We start from the raw sequence: 16,446 nt of genomic DNA, 5'->3' as shown, positions 1-16,446 counted from the left end.
CCGACCTCCCCTCGGGCGGCATCATCGTCGGTCTCGACGGCATCAAGGACGCGTACACGAACGGACGCGGAACGTTCCGCACCCGCGCGAAGGCGCCGGTGCGGCCGTGCGGCGTAGGGTGGCGCGGTGAGCATGTGGCGTGACGTCGTCCTCGTCGCCGTCGGCGGCGCGATCGGCACTGCCGCGCGCGCGGGCCTCACCCTCGCGGCGGGCGACGACCTCGGGCCCGCCCTCGTCCCGCTGATCAACGTCGTCGGGGCGTTCGCCATCGGCGTCGTGTTCGGTATCCGAGCCCGGATGCCGGAGTCCTCGCGCGCGCAGCGAGCGCAATTGTTCCTCGGCACCGGGGTCCTCGGCGGCTTCACGACCTACAGCGCGCTCGCCGTCGAGTCCGCCGATCTCGCGCAGCTGTGGTGGGGCGCGGCAACGGTGTTCGTGGGGACGGCGGCGGCATGGGGCGGCGTGGTCCTCGGGCGCGGGCGTCTTCGGTCGCGCTGAGCGGACGCTCAGCGGGCGCGGCACGCGCAGCGGCGGCGCGCGTCGCCGCGGGTGGTTGTCCGAGAGTCGAGAAAATGGTACAAATGTGCCACTTACGCCTCGCGGGCCGTCCGCGCGGTGACCCGACCCGGAGGCTCGATGATGACCGCCGCCCCTCAGATCGTCACGCTCGGCGCACACGTGCTCGACACGATCGTGCAACCCGTCGACGAGATCCCCGAGGGACAGGGGTCCCTCCTCGTCGATGAGATCGTCATGTCGGCGGCCGGCCCCGCGGGTGGGACCGCGCTGGTCCTCGCCAAGCTCGGCGCCCGCGTCGTCACGAGCGGCTCCGTCGGCGACGACGTGACCGGGCGGGTGCTGGTCGGGCTCCTCGCTGACCAGGGGATCGATGTCAGTAATCTCCGCGTGGGCGACCTCCCCACCTCGGCTTCGGTGCTCCCGATCCGTTCGGACGGGTCGCGCCCCGCCCTCCACGTGGTCGGCGCGAACGCCCTCGCGGCCGACGTCGTGCCGTGGGACGCGCTCGCCGCGGCCGACCACGTCCACATCGGTGCGCCCGAGCTGCTCGGTCCCGAGAATGTCATCGAGATCCTCGAGTACGCGCGCGACCACGGTGCCACGACCTCGCTGGACTTCCTCATCGGCGGTGAGCCGGCTTTCTACGCGCTGATCGAGCCTCTCCTCTCTCACACCGACTACGTGCTCCCCAACGCCGAGCAGGCGCTCGGCTGGACCGAGGCGGCCGATCTGCACGCGGCCGCGCACGCCCTGGCCGCGGCGGGCGCGCGCGTGGTCGCGATCACCGACGGCGGCCGAGACATCGTGCTCGTGGAGGGCGGGGAGCTCCGCGAGATCCCGATCGTCCCGGCCGAGCCGGTCGACACGAGCGGGGGCGGCGACGCGTTCTCCGCCGGCTTCGTGTTCGCGAAGCTGCGGGGGCGGTCCTCTGTCGACGCGGCGCGGTTCGGTTCGGCGACGGCCGCGCAGGTGGTGGCCGGGGTCGGAACCTCGTTCGGCACCTACGACGCGGCATCCATCGACGCTCTTCTGGCGACGGTGCCTCGGTGACGGACGCACGCACGGCCGCGGCCGACACGGCCCCGACCCCTGACGCGGCACAGCCGACCGGGGCACAGCCAACCGGGGCACAGTCCGCGGCGGCGCCCGCGGACGACGCCCGCGAGCGCGTCGCGGCCGTGTGCCGCGCGCTCGCCGCCGACGGACTGGTGAAGGGGACGGCGGGCAACGTGAGCGTGCGCGTCGACGGCGGGATCGCGATCACCGCGACCGGTGTGGTCTTCGCAGAGGCGGTGGCCGATGACGTCGTGATCGTCGGTGAGGACCGGCACCTCGTACTCGGCCACCTCGCGCCCAGCTCGGAGCTCGATCTGCATTTCGCGGCGTACGCCGACGACGCGGTGGGCGCCGTCGTGCACACGCACGCTCCGGCTGCCATCGCCGTGTCGCTCGTTTCGGACCGTCTGCCCTGCGTGCACTACCAGCAGCTCACCCTCGGCGGCGAGATCGAGGTCGTTCCGTTCTCGGTGTTCGGTTCGCGAGAGCTCGCCGAGACCACCGGCGACGCGCTCTCGAGCGCGAACGCCGTGATCCTCGCGCACCACGGTGCGGTCACGACCGGTCGCGACCTCGCCGACGCCGTCGCTCACACCGCACTGCTGGAGTGGGCGTGCGACATCTACCTGCGCGCCCGCGCCGCGGGCGACCCCGCCGAGCTGAGTCCTGCGCAACAGGCCGACGTCGTCGCCGCGGCGGTCGCCACCGGCTACGGACAGAAACACGAGGCGTGAGATGACGTTCGACTCCCTGAGTCCGCTCGACGGTCGCGTCGTCGGGACGTTCCCCGTGCACGACGACGACGACGTCCGTGCGGCCGTGGCCCGCGCTCGTCAGGGCGCGCGCGGATGGCGGGTCCAGGGGTTCCGCGGCAGGCGCCGCATCCTCGACGCGTGGCGGCGCGACATCGCCCTGCACCTCGACGAGCTGATCGCCGTCGTGCGGGCCGAGACCGGCAAGCCCGCCGGCGACGCGCGTCTCGAGATCATGCTCGCCCTCGACCACCTCGCCTGGGCGGGCGGGCATGCCGAACGCACCCTCCGCCGCCGCCGTGTGCGCGCGGGCCTGCTCATGCTGAACCAGTCCGCGAGCCTCGGGTATCTCCCGTACGGCGTGGTCGGGGTGATCGGCCCCTGGAACTACCCGGTGTTCACCCCGATGGGCTCGCTCGCGTATGCGCTCGCCGCGGGCAACGCGGTCGTGTTCAAGCCGAGCGAGTACACCCCCGCCGTGGGCGACTGGCTTCGCCGCGCGTTCGTGCGGGCTGGGGGAGCGCCCGAGGTCTTCGAGATCGTGACCGGCCTCGGTGACACCGGCGCGGCGCTGTGCCGGGCGGGCGTCGACAAGATCGCCTTCACCGGCTCGACGGCGACAGGAAAGCGGGTCATGGCCGCGTGCGCCGAGACCCTCACGCCGGTCGTGATCGAGGCGGGCGGCAAGGACGCCCTGCTCGTGGATGCGGATGCCGACATCGAGGCCGCCGCGGATGCCGCGGTGTGGGGCGCCTACTCGAACGCCGGTCAGACCTGCATCGGGATCGAGCGGGTCTACGCGCACACACTCGTCTACGACCGTGTCGTTCAGGCCATCTCGGAGCGCGTGCGCGAACTGCGCGCGGGCACCGACGACGCGGCGCGGCTGGGTCCGCTCACGATGCCTCGCCAGGCCGATGTCGTGCGCGAGCACATCGCCGACGCGCTCGCCTCCGGCGGGGTGCTCCGCGAGGGCGCGGTCGCCCCGACCGGGCAGACGATCGCGCCGGTCCTCCTCGTCGACGTCCCCGAGTCGTCGGCGGCGGTGCGCGAAGAGACGTTCGGCCCGACCCTCGTCGTGAACCGCGTGGCATCCATGGACGAAGCCGTCGCGAAGGCGAACGCGGTCCGGTACGGGCTGTCCGGCGCCGTGTTCTCGAGGCGGCGAGGACGTGCCCTCGCCGAGCGTCTGCGCGGGGGCATGATCGCGATCAACTCGGTCATCTCGTTCGCGGCGGTGCCGTCGCTGCCGTTCGGGGGTGTCGGCGACTCCGGTTTCGGGCGGATCCACGGGGCCGACGGTCTGCGCGAGTTCGCCTACGCGAAGGCGATCACGCGTCAGCGCTTCCGACTGCTCACCCTCACGACGATGCGGCGCACACCGAGAGTCGACGCGCTCGTGCAGCGGATCATCCGCCTCCTGTACGGGTGAAAGCTCAGCGCACCGAGCGCACCCGCAGGACGATCGCCGCTCCGAGAAGACCCGCCACCCCGCTCGCGATGAACAGCCCCGGGAAGCCCCCGAAGAGCACGACGGCCCCGGCCCCGAGAAGGGGACCGAAGGCCTGCGGTCCCGCCATGGCGATGTTCATGATGCCCACGTCCTTCCCGCGCGTCTCGGCCGACGGGAGCACCTGGGTCGCGAGCGCCTGGTCGACCGCGAAGAAGCAGCCCTGCCCCAGCCCGAGCAGGACGGCCCCCACGATCGCGGTGCTCTCGGCCGGCGCGACGGCGAGCAGGAGAGCGGACACCGCCTGGGCGGATCCGGATGCCACGACGAAGACCCTCCGCCGTCCGAGCACGTCGCTGAGCTTGCCGAGCGCGATCGAAGCCGCGATCGTGACGACCATGTAGATCACCGTCGTGAACACGAGGAACCCGGTGGGGTCGGCGACGCCGAGGGCGAAGGTGAAGAAGTACAGCAGCATCGTGGTCGCGATCGCATTGCCGAGGTTGATGAGCACGCGACTGGCCACGGTCCAGGCGAAGTCGGGGTGGCGGCGCGGATCGACCCAGATGGATGCCAGCACCGATCGTGCCGTGAGGGGCCCCAGCCGAGCGGCATCCGCCGCGGTCAACGGCGCATCGCGCAGCATGACGACAAACGGCACGGCGAGGACCACCGCGCAGACCGCGAGGGCGAGGTAGCCGGAGGGGATGGTCGTGAAGACCGCGGTCACCAGCACGATGCCGAGCAGGATGCCGAGGGCGTTCGGTGCCGAGATCCACCCCGACACCAGTCCTCGCTGGCCCTCGGGAACCTGGTCGGCCATCACGGCGGTCAGGGCTGCCGAGGCCATGCAGAACCCGAGCATGACGACGGTCCACAGGACGATCGTGCCGAGGGTCTCGGTCTGGATGCCGAGCAGGGCGAGGCCGACACCGGACGTCAGCGCTCCGCCGAGGATCCACGGCCGCCGCCTCCCGAAGCGCGATCGCGTGCGGTCGCTGAGCGCCCCCACGATCGGATAGGCGACCACGACGAACGCTCCGGCGACCGCGCTGACGAGACCGTAGGAGACGAGCGAGACGAGCCACTCGTCCGAGCTGTGCTGGGCGGCGATCTGGAGGGGGAGGAGCACCTGGACGGGCACGAGCTGGGCCATCCACAGGCCGAGCCACGCTCCGGCGAAGGCCGAGATCCACCCCGCGTGCACGGGGCGGGTGGGTTCGGCGTAGGCGGCGACCGGGGCGGTCTGCCCCTCGGTGGTCATCGACGCGTCCCCTCGGCGTGCGCGGAGAGGCGCGTGAGCGCCCATGCACCGGCGTCGCCCACGGCATCCCGGGCGTCCTTCAGGGCTCCGCAGGCGTTGAAGAAGCCGTGGATCTGACCCGTGTGGTTCACGAGGGTTGTTTCGACGCCGGCGTCTTCGAGACGCCGCGCGTAGGCGATTCCCTCGTCGCGGAGGACATCGAAGCCCGAGACGGCGACGTAGGCGGGTGCGAGCCCCGTGAGGTCGTCGGTCAACAGGGGCGAGACGAGCGGATCGTCGGCGCGACCGCCGCCCGTGAGGTAGTGGGCGGCGTACCAGTCCATCTGCGCCTCGGTGAGGAAGAAGCCGTCGGCGAACAGCTCGTACGAGCGGTGCTTGCGCGAGAGGTCGGTGACCGGGCAGAACAGGATCTGGAACGCGGGCGCACCCTCGACGTCATCGCGCGTGACGATCGAGGTGACCGCCGCCACGTTGCCGCCGGCGCTCTCGCCGCCGACGCCCACGGTCGCCGCCACCCCGCCGTAGCGCGCGGAGTTGTCGCGGACCCACCGGAAGGCGTCGATGCAGTCCTCGAGCCCGTCGGGGAACGGGTTCTCGGGGGCCAGGCGGTACCCGACCGAGACCACCGTCATGCCGGTGCTCTTCGCGAGCGTGCGGCAGGTGGCATCCGCACTGTCGACGGAGCCCAATACCCACCCGCCGCCGTGGAAGTACACGATCGTGCCGGGGGACGGGCGGTCGATCCGCGCTCGGTAGACGCGTCCGGGAACGCCGCCCGCGCGCGTCGGGATCGTGATGTCCTCCCGTTGCGTGAGGCGAGTGGTGCCGGCGAACGTCCACGCCTCGAGCTCGATGTGGGCGCGCGCCTCGTCGAGGGGGAGGCGCTCGAAGTGGGCACCCGGGGAGTCGTTCATCACCCGTAGCGAGGTCTGCACCGCCGGGTGGAGGGTGTTGCCGTCGATGACGACGGGGCTGCCGTTCACGGAGCGGAGCACGGCGGGAGGCATCGAGCCGAGGGCGCGCGCGCCCCAGCGGAGCAGGTGGTCCTGGGGGCGGGGACGGATCATCGAGGAACCCTTCTGTCGATCACGGCAATGGGATCGACTATCGGGTTACTTTATTGCACAGAAGTACTGATTTCTGTATCGGTCGTGTGAATTCCGGGCGTACGACTCTGCGCTTGGTATCCAAACATGTACATTTGTGCCAATTAGTCGGCGGAGCGGTCCTCGCTCAACGACGACGTGGTGGCAAGGGTCACGAACCCGACGATGGCGGCGCGCAAAGCGTGCGCCAACGACTGGAACTGGACCTCTTCGGAACGGGCGATGCGATGCAGGGCGAAACCGTCGATCAGGGCGACTACCGCGGCGGCGGCGTGCGGGTCGGTCACGCCGTTGCTGCGCAGGACCGCCGCCGCCAACGCCCTCGTCTCGTCGAGGATGCGTTCGACGTGCTCCCGGAGGGCCGGGTGGCGCGAGGCGAAGAGATAGATCTCGAACTGCGCCACGGTGTTCTCCTGCGACTGGTTGCGCACGATCTCGACGAACTCGTCGATCGCCGCGCCGGGGTGGTTCCCACCGGTCTCCAGCAGCGAACGGAACTGCTGCAGACGATCCATCTCGGCCGCCATCGCGTGCGCGACGGCCTCGCCGATCATGTCGTCGAGGGAGTCGAAGAAGTAGGTCGTCGACGAGTGCGGTACCCCCGCCGCCGCGGCCACCGCGCGGTGCGTGACGGCCGCGATCCCGCCCTCCGCGATGATGCGGAGCGTCGCGTCCAGCAGCAGCTCACGTCGTGCGCGGCCGCGGGCTCGCATCGATCGACTCGTCGTCTCGCTCACGCTGCCCTCCTCGCCGACCGCGCGGGTCGGTGCCACACCAGAAACGGAGCAAGCCTATGACCGGTTCCTCACTCGCCGCGGACCGTGCTCCCGCGACCGACGTCGACGTGGTGGTCGTCGGTGCGGGCCTCTCGGGGCTGACGGCCGCCCACCGTCTGCGTCAGTTCGGCGCGTCTGTCGCCGTGTTCGAAGCCGCCCCCCGCGTCGGGGGACGCGTCTCGTCGGCCGAGGTCGACGGCGTTCACGTCGATCTCGGCGGCACTTTCGTGGGTCCGGGCCAGGACCGCATCCTCGCGCTCGCCGAGGAGGTGGGGGTCTCGCGCTATCCGACCTACTCCGCCGGCCGCAACGTGATCCGCTGGCGCGGTGAGCACCGGCGTTACCGGGGCACCGTGCCCCCCGTGGGGGCGAGTCTGCTCGACGTGGGTCGCATCCAGCTCACCCTCGACCGCCTGGCGCGGACCGTTCCGTGCGGTGATCCGGCCGCGGCCGCACATGCGGCGGAGTGGGATGCCGAGAGCCTGGGGTCGTGGCTGCGCCGCTCGCGCGCCTCGGCGGCGGCCCGCGACCTCATCGCCATCGCGGGCCGGACGACGTGGGGGTGCGAGCCCGACGAGCTCTCGTTCCTGCACGCCCTGCACTACATCCACCAGGCCGGCGGACTGTCGTCGATGCTCGACACCGAGGGCGGCGCGCAGGAGGAGCACTTCGTCGAGGGGTCGCACGAGATCGCCGTGCGCCTCGCCGCGCAGATCGGTCCCGCCCTCCGCCTGAGCGCGCCGGTGCGGTCGATCCAGGTCACCGACGAGGGCGTGCGCGTCTCGACCGCCGACGAACATGTCACGGCGCGCACCGTCGTGGTCGCCGTCCCTCCGTCGCAGCGCGGGCGGATCGACGTCTCGCCCGCCCTGCCGCCCGTCCACACGCAGATGGCGCAGCGCTGGCCCGCCGGAGTGCTGTCGAAGGCCTACGCGATCTACGAGCGTCCGTTCTGGCGCGACAGTGATCTGTCGGGTCAGGGGCTTTCCGACACCGGCCCGGTCTTCATCACCTTCGATGCGGGTCCCGCCCGCTCCGACGGTCCCGGTGTGCTGCTCGGGTTCATCGGCGGCGTCTACGCCCGCGAGTGGGACGAGCTTCCCGAGCCCGAGCGGCGGGCGCGCGCGCTGTCGTCCCTCGCCGACCTCTTCGGCCCGCGGGCTCTGGATGCCGTCGGGTACATCGACCAGCGCTGGGGAGCCGAGCCGTGGGTCGGCGGAGGACCCACCGCCGCGCCGGGACCGGGGGCCGTCGTGCCCTATGCCGCCGCCGTCGGTGCTCCGGTCGGTCCGATCCTCTGGGCGGGAACCGAGACCGCGGAGCGGTGGACCGGGTTCATGGACGGTGCCGTCCGCGCCGGTGAAAGAGCTGCCCTCCAGGCGCGGAGCATCCTCGCCTCTTCTTCGACCGATCACGAGCAGACGGGAGCCGTCCGATGACCTGGCGCCGCGAGTACACCCACCTGACCACCGCCACCGCGGAGGCCGTGTGGAAGAGATGGACGACCCCCGAGGACTGGGCGATCGACGATCCCGATCTGCGCGAGGCCATCTTCGCGACGCCACCGCGCGTCGGCGCGACAGGGCGCGTCGTCAACCACGGGACGCCCGCGCAACGGTTCACCTTCACCGAGCTGCAGCCCGGACTCGCGATGAACTTCCGTATCGGCCTGCCGGGTGCGGTGCTGTCGTTTCCCCACCGGATGCGCCAGACCCCCCACGGGCTGTCGGTGACGCACGCGGTGGAGATCACCGGTCCCCTCGCCGCGGTGTTCGGGCCGCTGGTGGGGCGCAAGATCGCGGCGGGGCTACCCGCCGTCGTGCGACTCGTCACGACGAACGCGCTCGCCGACATGGCCGCGGAGGGCTGAGCCCGTGTCGATGGCGATGAAGCTGACGTCGGCGGCGATGTGGATCAACGCCACGAGCATCCGCCGGACGCTCGCCCGGGACGACTATCTCTCGACGCTGTCACCCGACCGCCGCCCCGTCGATCCGCCGGCGCGGCTGCGCCGCTCGGGCCGGGTCGTCGTGACGAGACCCGGCGGACTCCCCGTGGTCCGCTATGAGCCCGCGACGCGCACGCCGGGCGTCGAGCTGATGTACCTGCCGGGCGGGGGGCTCGTGAACCCGCTCGTCGCGGAGCACTGGTGGATCGTCGAACGCCTCGCGCGGAGCACGGGAGCGGCGATCACCGTCGTCAACTACCCGCTCGCCCCCGAGCACGACGCGGAGGAGACCGCGACCTTCGTCGATGCCGAGTACGCGCGTCTGGCTCGCCGCGCGGGCTCGTCGAGGCTCCTCGTCGCGGGGGACTCGGCGGGCGGGACGGTCGCTCTCGGGCTCGCGTCCCGCGTCGAGCGCCGCCCCGACGCGCTCGTGCTCTTCTCGCCGTGGCTCGACCTCGAGCTCGAGAACCCCACGATCGCGCGCCGCGTGCGACGCGACCCGTCCCTGCGCGTGCCGGGACTGCGCGCGGGTGCGGTCGCGTGGGCGCGCGGTCGGTCGCTCCGGGATGCCGCGCTCAACCCGATCCGCGCTGATCTGGCGGGCCTGCCGCCCACGGTCATCTTCCAGGGCGGCCGCGACATCTTCTTCGACGACGCGGTGTCGTTCGCCGCGCGGGCGCGTGAGGCGGGTTCCGCGGTGCGGCTGGAATCGGCGCCTGATGGCTTCCACGTCTATGTCGGCGCGTTCTGGACGCCGGAGGCCCGTGCCGCCTTTGCGCTGACCGGAGAGATCGCCCGGGATCCGTCTTGCATCCTGACATAGCTGTACATATGTGCAACAATTTCGGCAGGGTGACGACGGTGCGCCCGGATCAGGAGAGACGATGGCTGCTCGATACGACCTCGCGAAGGTGAAGCTCGGCAAGCTCATGACCGACCCGGATGCCGAGGCGATCATCCTCGATGTCATCCCCGACCTGAAGAAGAGCCCCACGTACCTCGTGGCGAAGACGCTCACCGCGAGCGCGGCCCTGCAACTGGCGGCCGCTCAGCTCGGCGCGGAGAAGGCGGCCGAGCTGCGTCGCCGGGTCGAGGCACTCGAGGCCTGACGCCTCCTTCCCGCGGGGGTGCGGGAGGGGCGACGGGGAGTGCCTGCCGCGTAGATTGGCCCTCGTGACCCCGCTCGTCTTCGCCGCCGTCGCCCTCGCGGGCGGAATCGGTGCGGCGGCGCGGTACCTGCTCGATGTCGCCATCCGTCGGCGGACGGGCGAGAGCTTCCCGTGGGGCATCCTCGTCGTCAACCTCTCGGGGGCGCTGGTGCTCGGCATCCTGAGTCGCCTTCCCGCGGACGAGGCGTGGAGGTGGATCGTGGGGACGGGGCTGCTCGGCGGCTACACGACCTTCAGCGCTGTCGCGGTGGCGACCGCGCTGTTCGCCGAGGAGGGGCGGACGCGGACGGCGACGGTCTACGCCCTCGCCTCGTTCGTGGGGTCGGTTCTCGCCGCCCTCGCCGGGTTGGCCATCGGTTCGCTGGTCTGACGCGGCCTCGCCCTCGGGGGTGCGTGGGATACTGAGCGTCGATACAACTCTGTATCGAATCGCGATCCCGAGAGGTCCTTCGTGTCGTATCTGGCCGTCCTGAGCCTGAAGAACCGCGCCCTGATCGCCCTCGTCACGATCGTCGCCGCGATTTTCGGCGGCCTCGCGCTGACGAGCCTGAAGCAGGAGCTCATCCCTTCGATCCAGTTCCCGCAGCTCGCCGTCGTCACGACCTATCCCGGCGCCTCGCCCGAGGTGGTCGAGGCCGACGTGTCGACACCGATCGAGAACGCGATCCGCGGCGTGGACGGGCTCGAGTCCACGACGGCCACCAGCACGACGAACTCGTCGATCGTCTCGGCGTCCTTCACCTACGGCACCGATCTCGCCTCGGCGCAGCAGAAGATCCTGGCCGCGATCGCGCGCATCAAGGACCAGCTCCCCGAGTCGGCCGACACCACCGTCGCGTCGGCGAGCATCGACGACTTCCCGGTCATCCAGCTCGCCGTCACCGGCTTCAGCGACGCCGAGGCCGTCCAGTCCACACTGCAGACGAGCATCATCCCCGACCTCGAAGACGTGGAGGGTGTCAACGGCGCGCAGATCGTCGGCGGAACGGGTCAGCGGGTCACCATCACGCCCGACGCGGGCAAGCTCGCGGAACGCGGGTACACGCAGCAGTCGATCACCGACGCCCTCGACGCGAACGGCGTGCTCTTCCCGGGCGGATCGATCACCGAGGGCGATCAGACCTTGACCGTCCAGACGGGCGCGAAGCTGACCAGTGTCGACGAGATCTCAGCGCTTCCCCTCGTCCCCTCCGATGCCGCGCAGTTCCGCGCCGGCGCCACGACGATCGCCGATGTCGCCAGCGTGGCTCTGCAGGCCGACCCCACCACGACCCTGTCGCGCGTCGACGGCAAGCCCGCCCTGACGATCGCCGTCACGAAGCTCCCGGCCGCCAACACCGTCGACGTGTCGCGCGGAGTGCTCGCCGCCCTCCCGGGGTTGGAGTCCACGCTCGGCGACGGCGCCACCTTCACGGTCGTCTTCGATCAGGCCCCCTTCGTGGAGCAGTCGATCGAGGCGCTCGCCCAGGAGGGTCTGCTCGGGCTCGTCTTCGCCGTCGTCGTCATCCTGATCTTCCTCATGTCGGTGCGCTCGACCCTCGTCACGGCGATCTCGATCCCGACGAGCGTGCTGATCACCTTCGTCGGGCTCCAGGCGTTCGGCTACTCGCTGAACATCCTGACCCTGGGTGCCCTCACCATCGCGATCGGTCGCGTCGTCGACGACTCGATCGTGGTGATCGAGAACATCAAGAGGCACTACGTCGGTGACGCCGAGAAGATCCCGACCATCGTCCGCGCCGTGCGCGAAGTGGCGGCCGCGATCACGGCATCCACGATCACCTCGGTCGCGGTGTTCCTCCCGATCGCGTTCGTCGGCGACGTGACCGGCGAGCTGTTCCGTCCCTTCTCCCTCACCGTCACGATCGCGATGGCCGCTTCGCTGCTGGTGTCGCTGACGATCGTGCCGGTGCTGGCGTCGTGGTTCCTCAAACCGGGCACCGTGGTCCGGGATGCCGAGGGCAACCCGATCGACCCCGAGGCCGCCGACGCGCCGCCCTCGCGCCTGCAGAAGGGGTACGTGCCCATCCTCCGGTGGACGCTGAAGCACTCCTGGGTCACGCTCACCGTGGCCGTGCTGGTGCTCGGCGGCACCCTCGCCGCGGTGCCCCTGCTCAAGACCGACTTCCTCGGGGACTCGGGCCAGAACACCTTCACCGTGACCCAGAAGATCGGGTCCGCTCCGAGCCTGGATGCCGAAGACGCCGCCGCGCAGAAGGTCGAGGCCGTGCTCCTCGACACCCCCGGTGTCGAGACCGTGCAGACCTCGATCGGCTCGAGCGGATCGGCCCTCCGGGACGCGTTCTCGGGCGGCGGGTCGGGCATCACCTACTCCATCACCTCGCAGGCGGGCGTCGATCAGGTCGACCTCCGCGAGCGCGTGCGCACCGAGCTCGAGGGGATCACGGATGCCGGCGAGATCGAGGTCGCCGCCTCGGGCGGCGGCCTGGGGTCCACCGACATCACCGTCGACGTGACCGCCGCCGACGGCCAGTCCCTCCAGGAGGCGAACGACGCCGTCGTCGCGGGCCTGCAGGGCAAGGACGGCATCGGGCAGGTCACCAGCAGCCTCTCCGCGTCGCTACCGTTCGTCTCGGTGCGTGTCGACCGCGCGGCCGCGGCCGAACGCGGGCTGTCGGAGCGCACGGTCGGCGCGCTCGTGTCCAACACGATGCAGCCGCGCCAAGCCGGCACCGTCGAGATCAACGGCCGCGGCGTGACGGTGTACGTCGCCGCGGAGAATCCGCCCGCGACGGTCGACGCGCTGCGCGCCCTCGAGATCCCGAGCGCCGGCGGGACCGTACGCCTCGATGAGATCGCGACGGTCGAGCAGAGCCAGACGCCCCCGTCGATCACGACCGCGCGGGGCCTGCGCACCGCGACGGTGACCGTCACCCCCACGACCGATGACCTGGGCAGCTCTTCGTCGAGCGTGAACGCGGCGCTCGCCGACGTGCAGCTCCCGGAGGGGGCGACGGCGAAGGTCGGTGGCGCGGTCACCGATCAGCAGGATGCCTTCGGGCAGCTGGGTCTCGCGCTGCTGGCCGCGATCCTCATCGTCTACGTCGTCATGGTGGCGACGTTCAAGTCACTGCGTCAGCCGCTCGAGCTCTTGGTGTCCGTGCCGTTCGCCGCGACCGGAGCGATCCTCCTGCTGCTGGTGACCGGGGTGCCGCTGGGCGTGGCCGGCATGATCGGCGCCCTGATGCTCGTCGGCATCGTCGTGACCAACGCGATCGTGCTCATCGACCTCGTGAACCAGTACCGCGCGCGGGGTCTCAGCGTTCACGATGCCACCATCGTCGGCGGCTCACGGCGTCTGCGCCCGATTCTGATGACCGCGCTCGCCGCGATCTTCGCCCTCGTGCCGATGGCGCTGGGCATCACCGGGCACGGCGGGTTCATCTCGCAGCCGTTGGCCGTCGTGGTGATCGGCGGGCTGGTGTCGTCGACGTTCTTGACGCTGCTGGTGCTGCCCACGCTGTACAACCTCGTCGAGGGAGCGCGGGAGCGACGCCTCGCCCGGCGTGCGGCGCGCGCGACGCATGAGGACGACGCACCGGAGGTCGTTGCAGAGGATGGACACCCGCTGAGCCGACGCGAGCTGCGCGACCGGCACTGAGCGCGCCGACGGCGCGACCCGTGGGGTGCGCGGCGATGACGGAGCGCGTCGAAGTCGCCGTGCGGGTGTCCGGTCCCTTCGACGGGCTCAGGGACCTGTGGCCGGCGCTGTCCGTGCGACCGGTGCGGACCGACGCGAGGCGGCCCGTGGACGGCTGGCAGGTGGCGAGATCGCGCGACGCAGTGGGATGGGGTGCGACGACGTGGAACCGCGCAGCGGGACGCGGGCTCCGTGACCAGCGCAGCGTGAGGGTCCGCCCGACGGCGACGACCGGAGCGCCGGCGGAAGCCGAGCGACGCGCGGCGACGTCGGCGCCCGTCGTGGGGGGAACGGCGCCGGCCTGAGCGAGAGCGTGCGTGAAGACGCCGGACCACCCGAACATCGCCGCGAACGCGATCACCTCGAACAGCGCGAGGTTGATGGTCGCGGTGACGAACAGCCAGGCGCCGGCGAACAGGAACACGAACACGAGGGCGGTCGAGATCGCCAGGCGCCGGTGCAGACGGTGCAGCAGCACGGGCGTGGTGATGAGCAGTGCGGCGAAGCCGAGGACCATCATGCCGGCGACCTTGTCGTGCAGATCCTTGTTCGTGTTCAGGGGAACGCAGCCCACGAGCGCGAGGTTGACACCGATCACCGAGAGGCAGATCAGCGCCACCGTCGCGGCTCCGCGGCGACCCGCGCGTGAACCGAGCCGGCGAAGGTCGCGGCGGACCCGGAAGGCGTAGACGACGACGAGAGCACCCCCGACCTTGAGCGTGGTGTTGAAGAAGGCGCCCGACACATCGTGGAAGGTCCCGAGCTGGCTGAAGTGCAGCTGCCACCACAGCGGATCGGTCGTGGTGACGATCGAGGCCAGGATGCCGCCCACGAGCACGACCAGGACCACCGCCGCCAGGTGCATCGTCGAGAGGGTGCTCGCGCGCCGCGCCAGAGAGCGCGACGCCGTGAGCACCTCACGGGGGGTGATGCGGAAGGAGGGGGAGGAAACGGTTGATCGGACCGCGAGGCTCATTTTCGGGCACTTTCCCTGAGGCGTGGACCGAGAGCCCCCCAGCACCGCGAGACCCTCGGCCCCCGTCGGCTAATCGGGTAAAGCCGAGAATCGAATGCCTTCGGTCCCCGGCGTCGACGGAGACCGTCAGCAGAATGCTAACTTTTCTGTCGCCTCCAGAGGAAATGTCTTGCGAAGAAATACCCCAGGTCGTAAGGGAAAAATATGTCCCCCAAAAGGGGGACATATTCATTTGTTATGCGCTAAAACGAATACCCCACTCCCGCGTGAGAATGGCATTCGGTGCCAATGCGTGCACGTCAATTCCGGAGGCGAAGGCGTTCGCGGGTGCGGTCATCGGCTCGATCGCCACGGCGAGCGGCTGCCCGGGATAGCGATCGGTCGTGAACACCTGCGCCCACCCGAATCCGGCGTCCTGCCACAACTGCAGGACGCGACCGTCGGGGGCGGTGAGTGTGTGCACGGCCCGACCGTCGGCATCCCTCTCCAGACCCCGGTACCCGTTGTCGAGTGAGGCGTCCCCGAGGCGCCGGCCATCACGAAGGTCGGTGTCGGCGTCGACCGGCACCTCGTCGATCGGGATGTTGCGCTCGTCCAGCACGAGCGTGGTCGTCCCGGTCGACCGGATGACCAGGTCGGCGGTCTCGACCCCGCTGATCTGCAGGTACGGATGCACGCCGAGGGCGACAGGGGCGGTCTTGGCGCCGACGTTCTCGATGTGGTGAGCGACGTGCAGCCCGTCGTCCAGCAGCGTGTACGTCACGCGCGTCCGCAGGTGGAACGGGTAGCCCGTCTGCGGCACCACGTCGGCGCCGAGGATGAGCCGCTCGTCGGTGTGCTCGATCGGCTGGTACGTGCCGAATCGCAGCAGTCCATGGCTGGCGTTGCCGAACTTCGGCTCGCTGATCGCGAGCTGCAGCTCTTCGCCCTCGAAGGAGTACTTGCCGTCACGGATGCGGTTCGGCCACGGAACGAGGACGACACCGGATGCCGCGGGCGTCGGCTGATCGTCGGGATAGGGCGGCACGAGGTCGACGCCGCCGACGGTCAGGGCCCGGAGGGCGGCGCCCACCTGGGTGATCTCGGCGGAGGAGTGCGCTCCGCGGAGGCGGAAGCGGTGTCCGGTCGGGTCAGCGGTCATGACGAAGCCTTTCGCGTACGGGGTGGACGCTGCAGCCACGGCCGCAGCAGTCGGGTGACCCACGGGAGCACCGCGTAGGTCATGACGGGGGTGAGCATGAGGGTCGTGGCCAGCACGCGCACGACGAGGGGGATCTCGGCGAACCCCGGGATGAAGCCCAGCAGCCACGATGCGAGCAGGTTGGTGGGGAAGAAGCCCACCCAGATCGTCACGGCTTGCTTCCAGCGCGGGGGAGCCGCCGGCACCGGCTGTTGCACGGGGGAGGTGGTGGCATCCGTCGGGTGGAGGACCGATCCGAAGGAAGCGTCGAACCAGCCCTCGATGCCGGTGCGGCGCTCGACGCGCTCCTCGCGAGCGAACGGCCGCCCCGAGTCGAGCCACCACTGGCGCTGTGTCGAGGTCTCCCACCCCTCGAGCGTCGTGATGTCGCGGAAGCGGTACAGCATGTACCAGAGGTCGCTGTCTTCGCCCGCGCGCACCCACCCCGAGCCGAGGAAGCCCGGGAAAGCGGTCGCGAGGTCGGTGCCGGCCTGCATCCAGGAGGTCGCTTCGGCGGTGCGCGTCGGGTCGATGCGCCGCTCGATCGCCACCGTGATGGGGTGGGCGTCGGTGTCTGCCATGCGTCCAT

At 70.8% G+C, this 16,446-nt stretch carries 15 protein-coding genes and 1 pseudogene; 10 read left to right on the top strand and 6 right to left on the bottom strand.

Translation table 11 applies throughout. The annotated features are described in order from the left end of the window. Positions 1–132 precede the first annotated feature (132 nt). The 4 genes from AB0O24_RS16170 (at position 133) to AB0O24_RS16155 (ending at position 3,759) form a co-directional block, all read left to right on the top strand. Entirely contained in the window at positions 133–498 is a 366-nt protein-coding gene (locus AB0O24_RS16170) for a CrcB family protein (RefSeq protein WP_363376364.1), read from the top strand. 141 nt (positions 499–639) lie between these two features. After that, on the top strand, positions 640–1,569 hold the full coding sequence (locus tag AB0O24_RS16165) for a carbohydrate kinase family protein (RefSeq protein WP_363376360.1): 930 nt from the start codon (positions 640–642) through the stop codon (positions 1,567–1,569). Beyond that, positions 1,566–2,309 carry a class II aldolase/adducin family protein gene (locus AB0O24_RS16160; protein WP_363376357.1) on the top strand — a complete coding sequence of 248 codons (744 nt, stop codon included), beginning with the start codon at positions 1,566–1,568 and terminating at the stop codon, positions 2,307–2,309. The genes AB0O24_RS16165 and AB0O24_RS16160 overlap by 4 nt, the downstream gene beginning before the upstream one ends. A 1-nt stretch (position 2,310) precedes the next feature. Beyond that, positions 2,311–3,759 carry an aldehyde dehydrogenase family protein gene (locus tag AB0O24_RS16155; protein ID WP_363376355.1) on the top strand — a complete coding sequence of 483 codons (1,449 nt, stop codon included), beginning with the start codon at positions 2,311–2,313 and terminating at the stop codon, positions 3,757–3,759. A 4-nt stretch (positions 3,760–3,763) separates the two neighbouring features. Here the strand turns inward: AB0O24_RS16155 and AB0O24_RS16150 are convergent, their stop codons facing one another. The 3 genes from AB0O24_RS16150 to AB0O24_RS16140 all read right to left on the bottom strand — a co-directional run bounded on the left by AB0O24_RS16150 (position 3,764) and on the right by AB0O24_RS16140 (position 6,884). Next, a complete protein-coding gene (locus AB0O24_RS16150) occupies positions 3,764–5,041 on the bottom strand; it encodes an MFS transporter (protein WP_363376353.1) in 1,278 nt (425 codons plus the stop codon). After that, on the bottom strand, positions 5,038–6,108 hold the full coding sequence (locus AB0O24_RS16145; protein WP_363376351.1) for an alpha/beta hydrolase: 1,071 nt from the start codon (positions 6,106–6,108) through the stop codon (positions 5,038–5,040). The genes AB0O24_RS16150 and AB0O24_RS16145 overlap by 4 nt, the downstream gene beginning before the upstream one ends. A 143-nt stretch (positions 6,109–6,251) precedes the next feature. Beyond that, the gene (locus AB0O24_RS16140; protein WP_363376349.1) at positions 6,252–6,884 is read right to left on the bottom strand and encodes a TetR family transcriptional regulator; all 633 of its coding nucleotides are present in this window, start codon (positions 6,882–6,884) and stop codon (positions 6,252–6,254) included. 56 nt (positions 6,885–6,940) lie between these two features. On the opposite strand from AB0O24_RS16140, the gene AB0O24_RS16135 reads away from it, so the two are divergent. From AB0O24_RS16135 to AB0O24_RS16110, 6 genes are all read left to right on the top strand, one after another. Beyond that, a complete protein-coding gene (locus AB0O24_RS16135; protein ID WP_363376346.1) occupies positions 6,941–8,362 on the top strand; it encodes a flavin monoamine oxidase family protein in 1,422 nt (473 codons plus the stop codon). Next, complete coding sequence (locus AB0O24_RS16130; RefSeq protein ID WP_363376343.1) at positions 8,359–8,793, top strand: hypothetical protein; 435 nt, start codon at positions 8,359–8,361, stop codon at positions 8,791–8,793. The genes AB0O24_RS16135 and AB0O24_RS16130 overlap by 4 nt, the downstream gene beginning before the upstream one ends. 10 nt (positions 8,794–8,803) lie before the next feature. Next, the gene (locus tag AB0O24_RS16125; RefSeq protein WP_363376362.1) at positions 8,804–9,694 is read left to right on the top strand and encodes an alpha/beta hydrolase fold domain-containing protein; all 891 of its coding nucleotides are present in this window, start codon (positions 8,804–8,806) and stop codon (positions 9,692–9,694) included. A 61-nt stretch (positions 9,695–9,755) separates the two neighbouring features. Continuing rightward, a complete protein-coding gene (locus tag AB0O24_RS16120) occupies positions 9,756–9,980 on the top strand; it encodes a hypothetical protein (RefSeq protein ID WP_013584248.1) in 225 nt (74 codons plus the stop codon). Between the two features lie 64 nt (positions 9,981–10,044). Then, complete coding sequence (gene crcB, locus AB0O24_RS16115; protein WP_275796301.1) at positions 10,045–10,410, top strand: fluoride efflux transporter CrcB; 366 nt, start codon at positions 10,045–10,047, stop codon at positions 10,408–10,410. A gap of 81 nt (positions 10,411–10,491) precedes the next feature. Beyond that, a complete protein-coding gene (locus tag AB0O24_RS16110) occupies positions 10,492–13,662 on the top strand; it encodes an efflux RND transporter permease subunit (RefSeq protein ID WP_363376340.1) in 3,171 nt (1,056 codons plus the stop codon). Positions 13,663–14,029: 367 nt separating this feature from the next. Here the strand turns inward: AB0O24_RS16110 and AB0O24_RS16105 are convergent. The 3 genes and pseudogenes from AB0O24_RS16105 to AB0O24_RS16095 all read right to left on the bottom strand — a co-directional run. Further along, positions 14,030–14,566: pseudogene (locus AB0O24_RS16105) on the bottom strand (DUF998 domain-containing protein); the annotation flags it as partial. A gap of 346 nt (positions 14,567–14,912) precedes the next feature. Continuing rightward, the gene (locus tag AB0O24_RS16100; RefSeq protein ID WP_363376337.1) at positions 14,913–15,818 is read right to left on the bottom strand and encodes an aldose 1-epimerase family protein; all 906 of its coding nucleotides are present in this window, start codon (positions 15,816–15,818) and stop codon (positions 14,913–14,915) included. Further along, positions 15,815–16,438: an antibiotic biosynthesis monooxygenase gene (locus tag AB0O24_RS16095; RefSeq protein ID WP_275796307.1), complete on the bottom strand. Its 624-nt coding sequence runs from the start codon at positions 16,436–16,438 to the stop codon at positions 15,815–15,817. The genes AB0O24_RS16100 and AB0O24_RS16095 overlap by 4 nt, the downstream gene beginning before the upstream one ends. Positions 16,439–16,446: the final 8 nt, after the last annotated feature.

The sequence above is a fragment of the Microbacterium sp. NPDC086615 genome (assembly GCF_040686055.1).
In the GTDB taxonomy this organism is placed as follows: domain Bacteria; phylum Actinomycetota; class Actinomycetes; order Actinomycetales; family Microbacteriaceae; genus Microbacterium.
Note: the sequence above shows the minus strand (reverse complement) of the source record. Positions and strands in the feature narration are given on the sequence as shown.

What these genes read in the sequence shown, in the direction of transcription:
- AB0O24_RS16170 (WP_363376364.1), top strand. Translation starts at nt 133, where the DNA reads ATGTGGCGTGACGTCGTCCTCGTCGCCGTCGGCGGCGCGATCGGCACT.
- AB0O24_RS16165 (WP_363376360.1), top strand. Translation starts at nt 640, where the DNA reads ATGACCGCCGCCCCTCAGATCGTCACGCTCGGCGCACACGTGCTCGAC.
- AB0O24_RS16155 (WP_363376355.1), top strand. Translation starts at nt 2,311, where the DNA reads ATGACGTTCGACTCCCTGAGTCCGCTCGACGGTCGCGTCGTCGGGACG.
- AB0O24_RS16150 (WP_363376353.1), bottom strand. Translation starts at nt 5,041, where the DNA reads ATGACCACCGAGGGGCAGACCGCCCCGGTCGCCGCCTACGCCGAACCC.
- AB0O24_RS16145 (WP_363376351.1), bottom strand. Translation starts at nt 6,108, where the DNA reads ATGATCCGTCCCCGCCCCCAGGACCACCTGCTCCGCTGGGGCGCGCGC.
- AB0O24_RS16135 (WP_363376346.1), top strand. Translation starts at nt 6,941, where the DNA reads ATGACCGGTTCCTCACTCGCCGCGGACCGTGCTCCCGCGACCGACGTC.
- AB0O24_RS16130 (WP_363376343.1), top strand. Translation starts at nt 8,359, where the DNA reads ATGACCTGGCGCCGCGAGTACACCCACCTGACCACCGCCACCGCGGAG.
- AB0O24_RS16125 (WP_363376362.1), top strand. Translation starts at nt 8,804, where the DNA reads ATGGCGATGAAGCTGACGTCGGCGGCGATGTGGATCAACGCCACGAGC.
- AB0O24_RS16120 (WP_013584248.1), top strand. Translation starts at nt 9,756, where the DNA reads ATGGCTGCTCGATACGACCTCGCGAAGGTGAAGCTCGGCAAGCTCATG.
- AB0O24_RS16100 (WP_363376337.1), bottom strand. Translation starts at nt 15,818, where the DNA reads ATGACCGCTGACCCGACCGGACACCGCTTCCGCCTCCGCGGAGCGCAC.
- AB0O24_RS16095 (WP_275796307.1), bottom strand. Translation starts at nt 16,438, where the DNA reads ATGGCAGACACCGACGCCCACCCCATCACGGTGGCGATCGAGCGGCGC.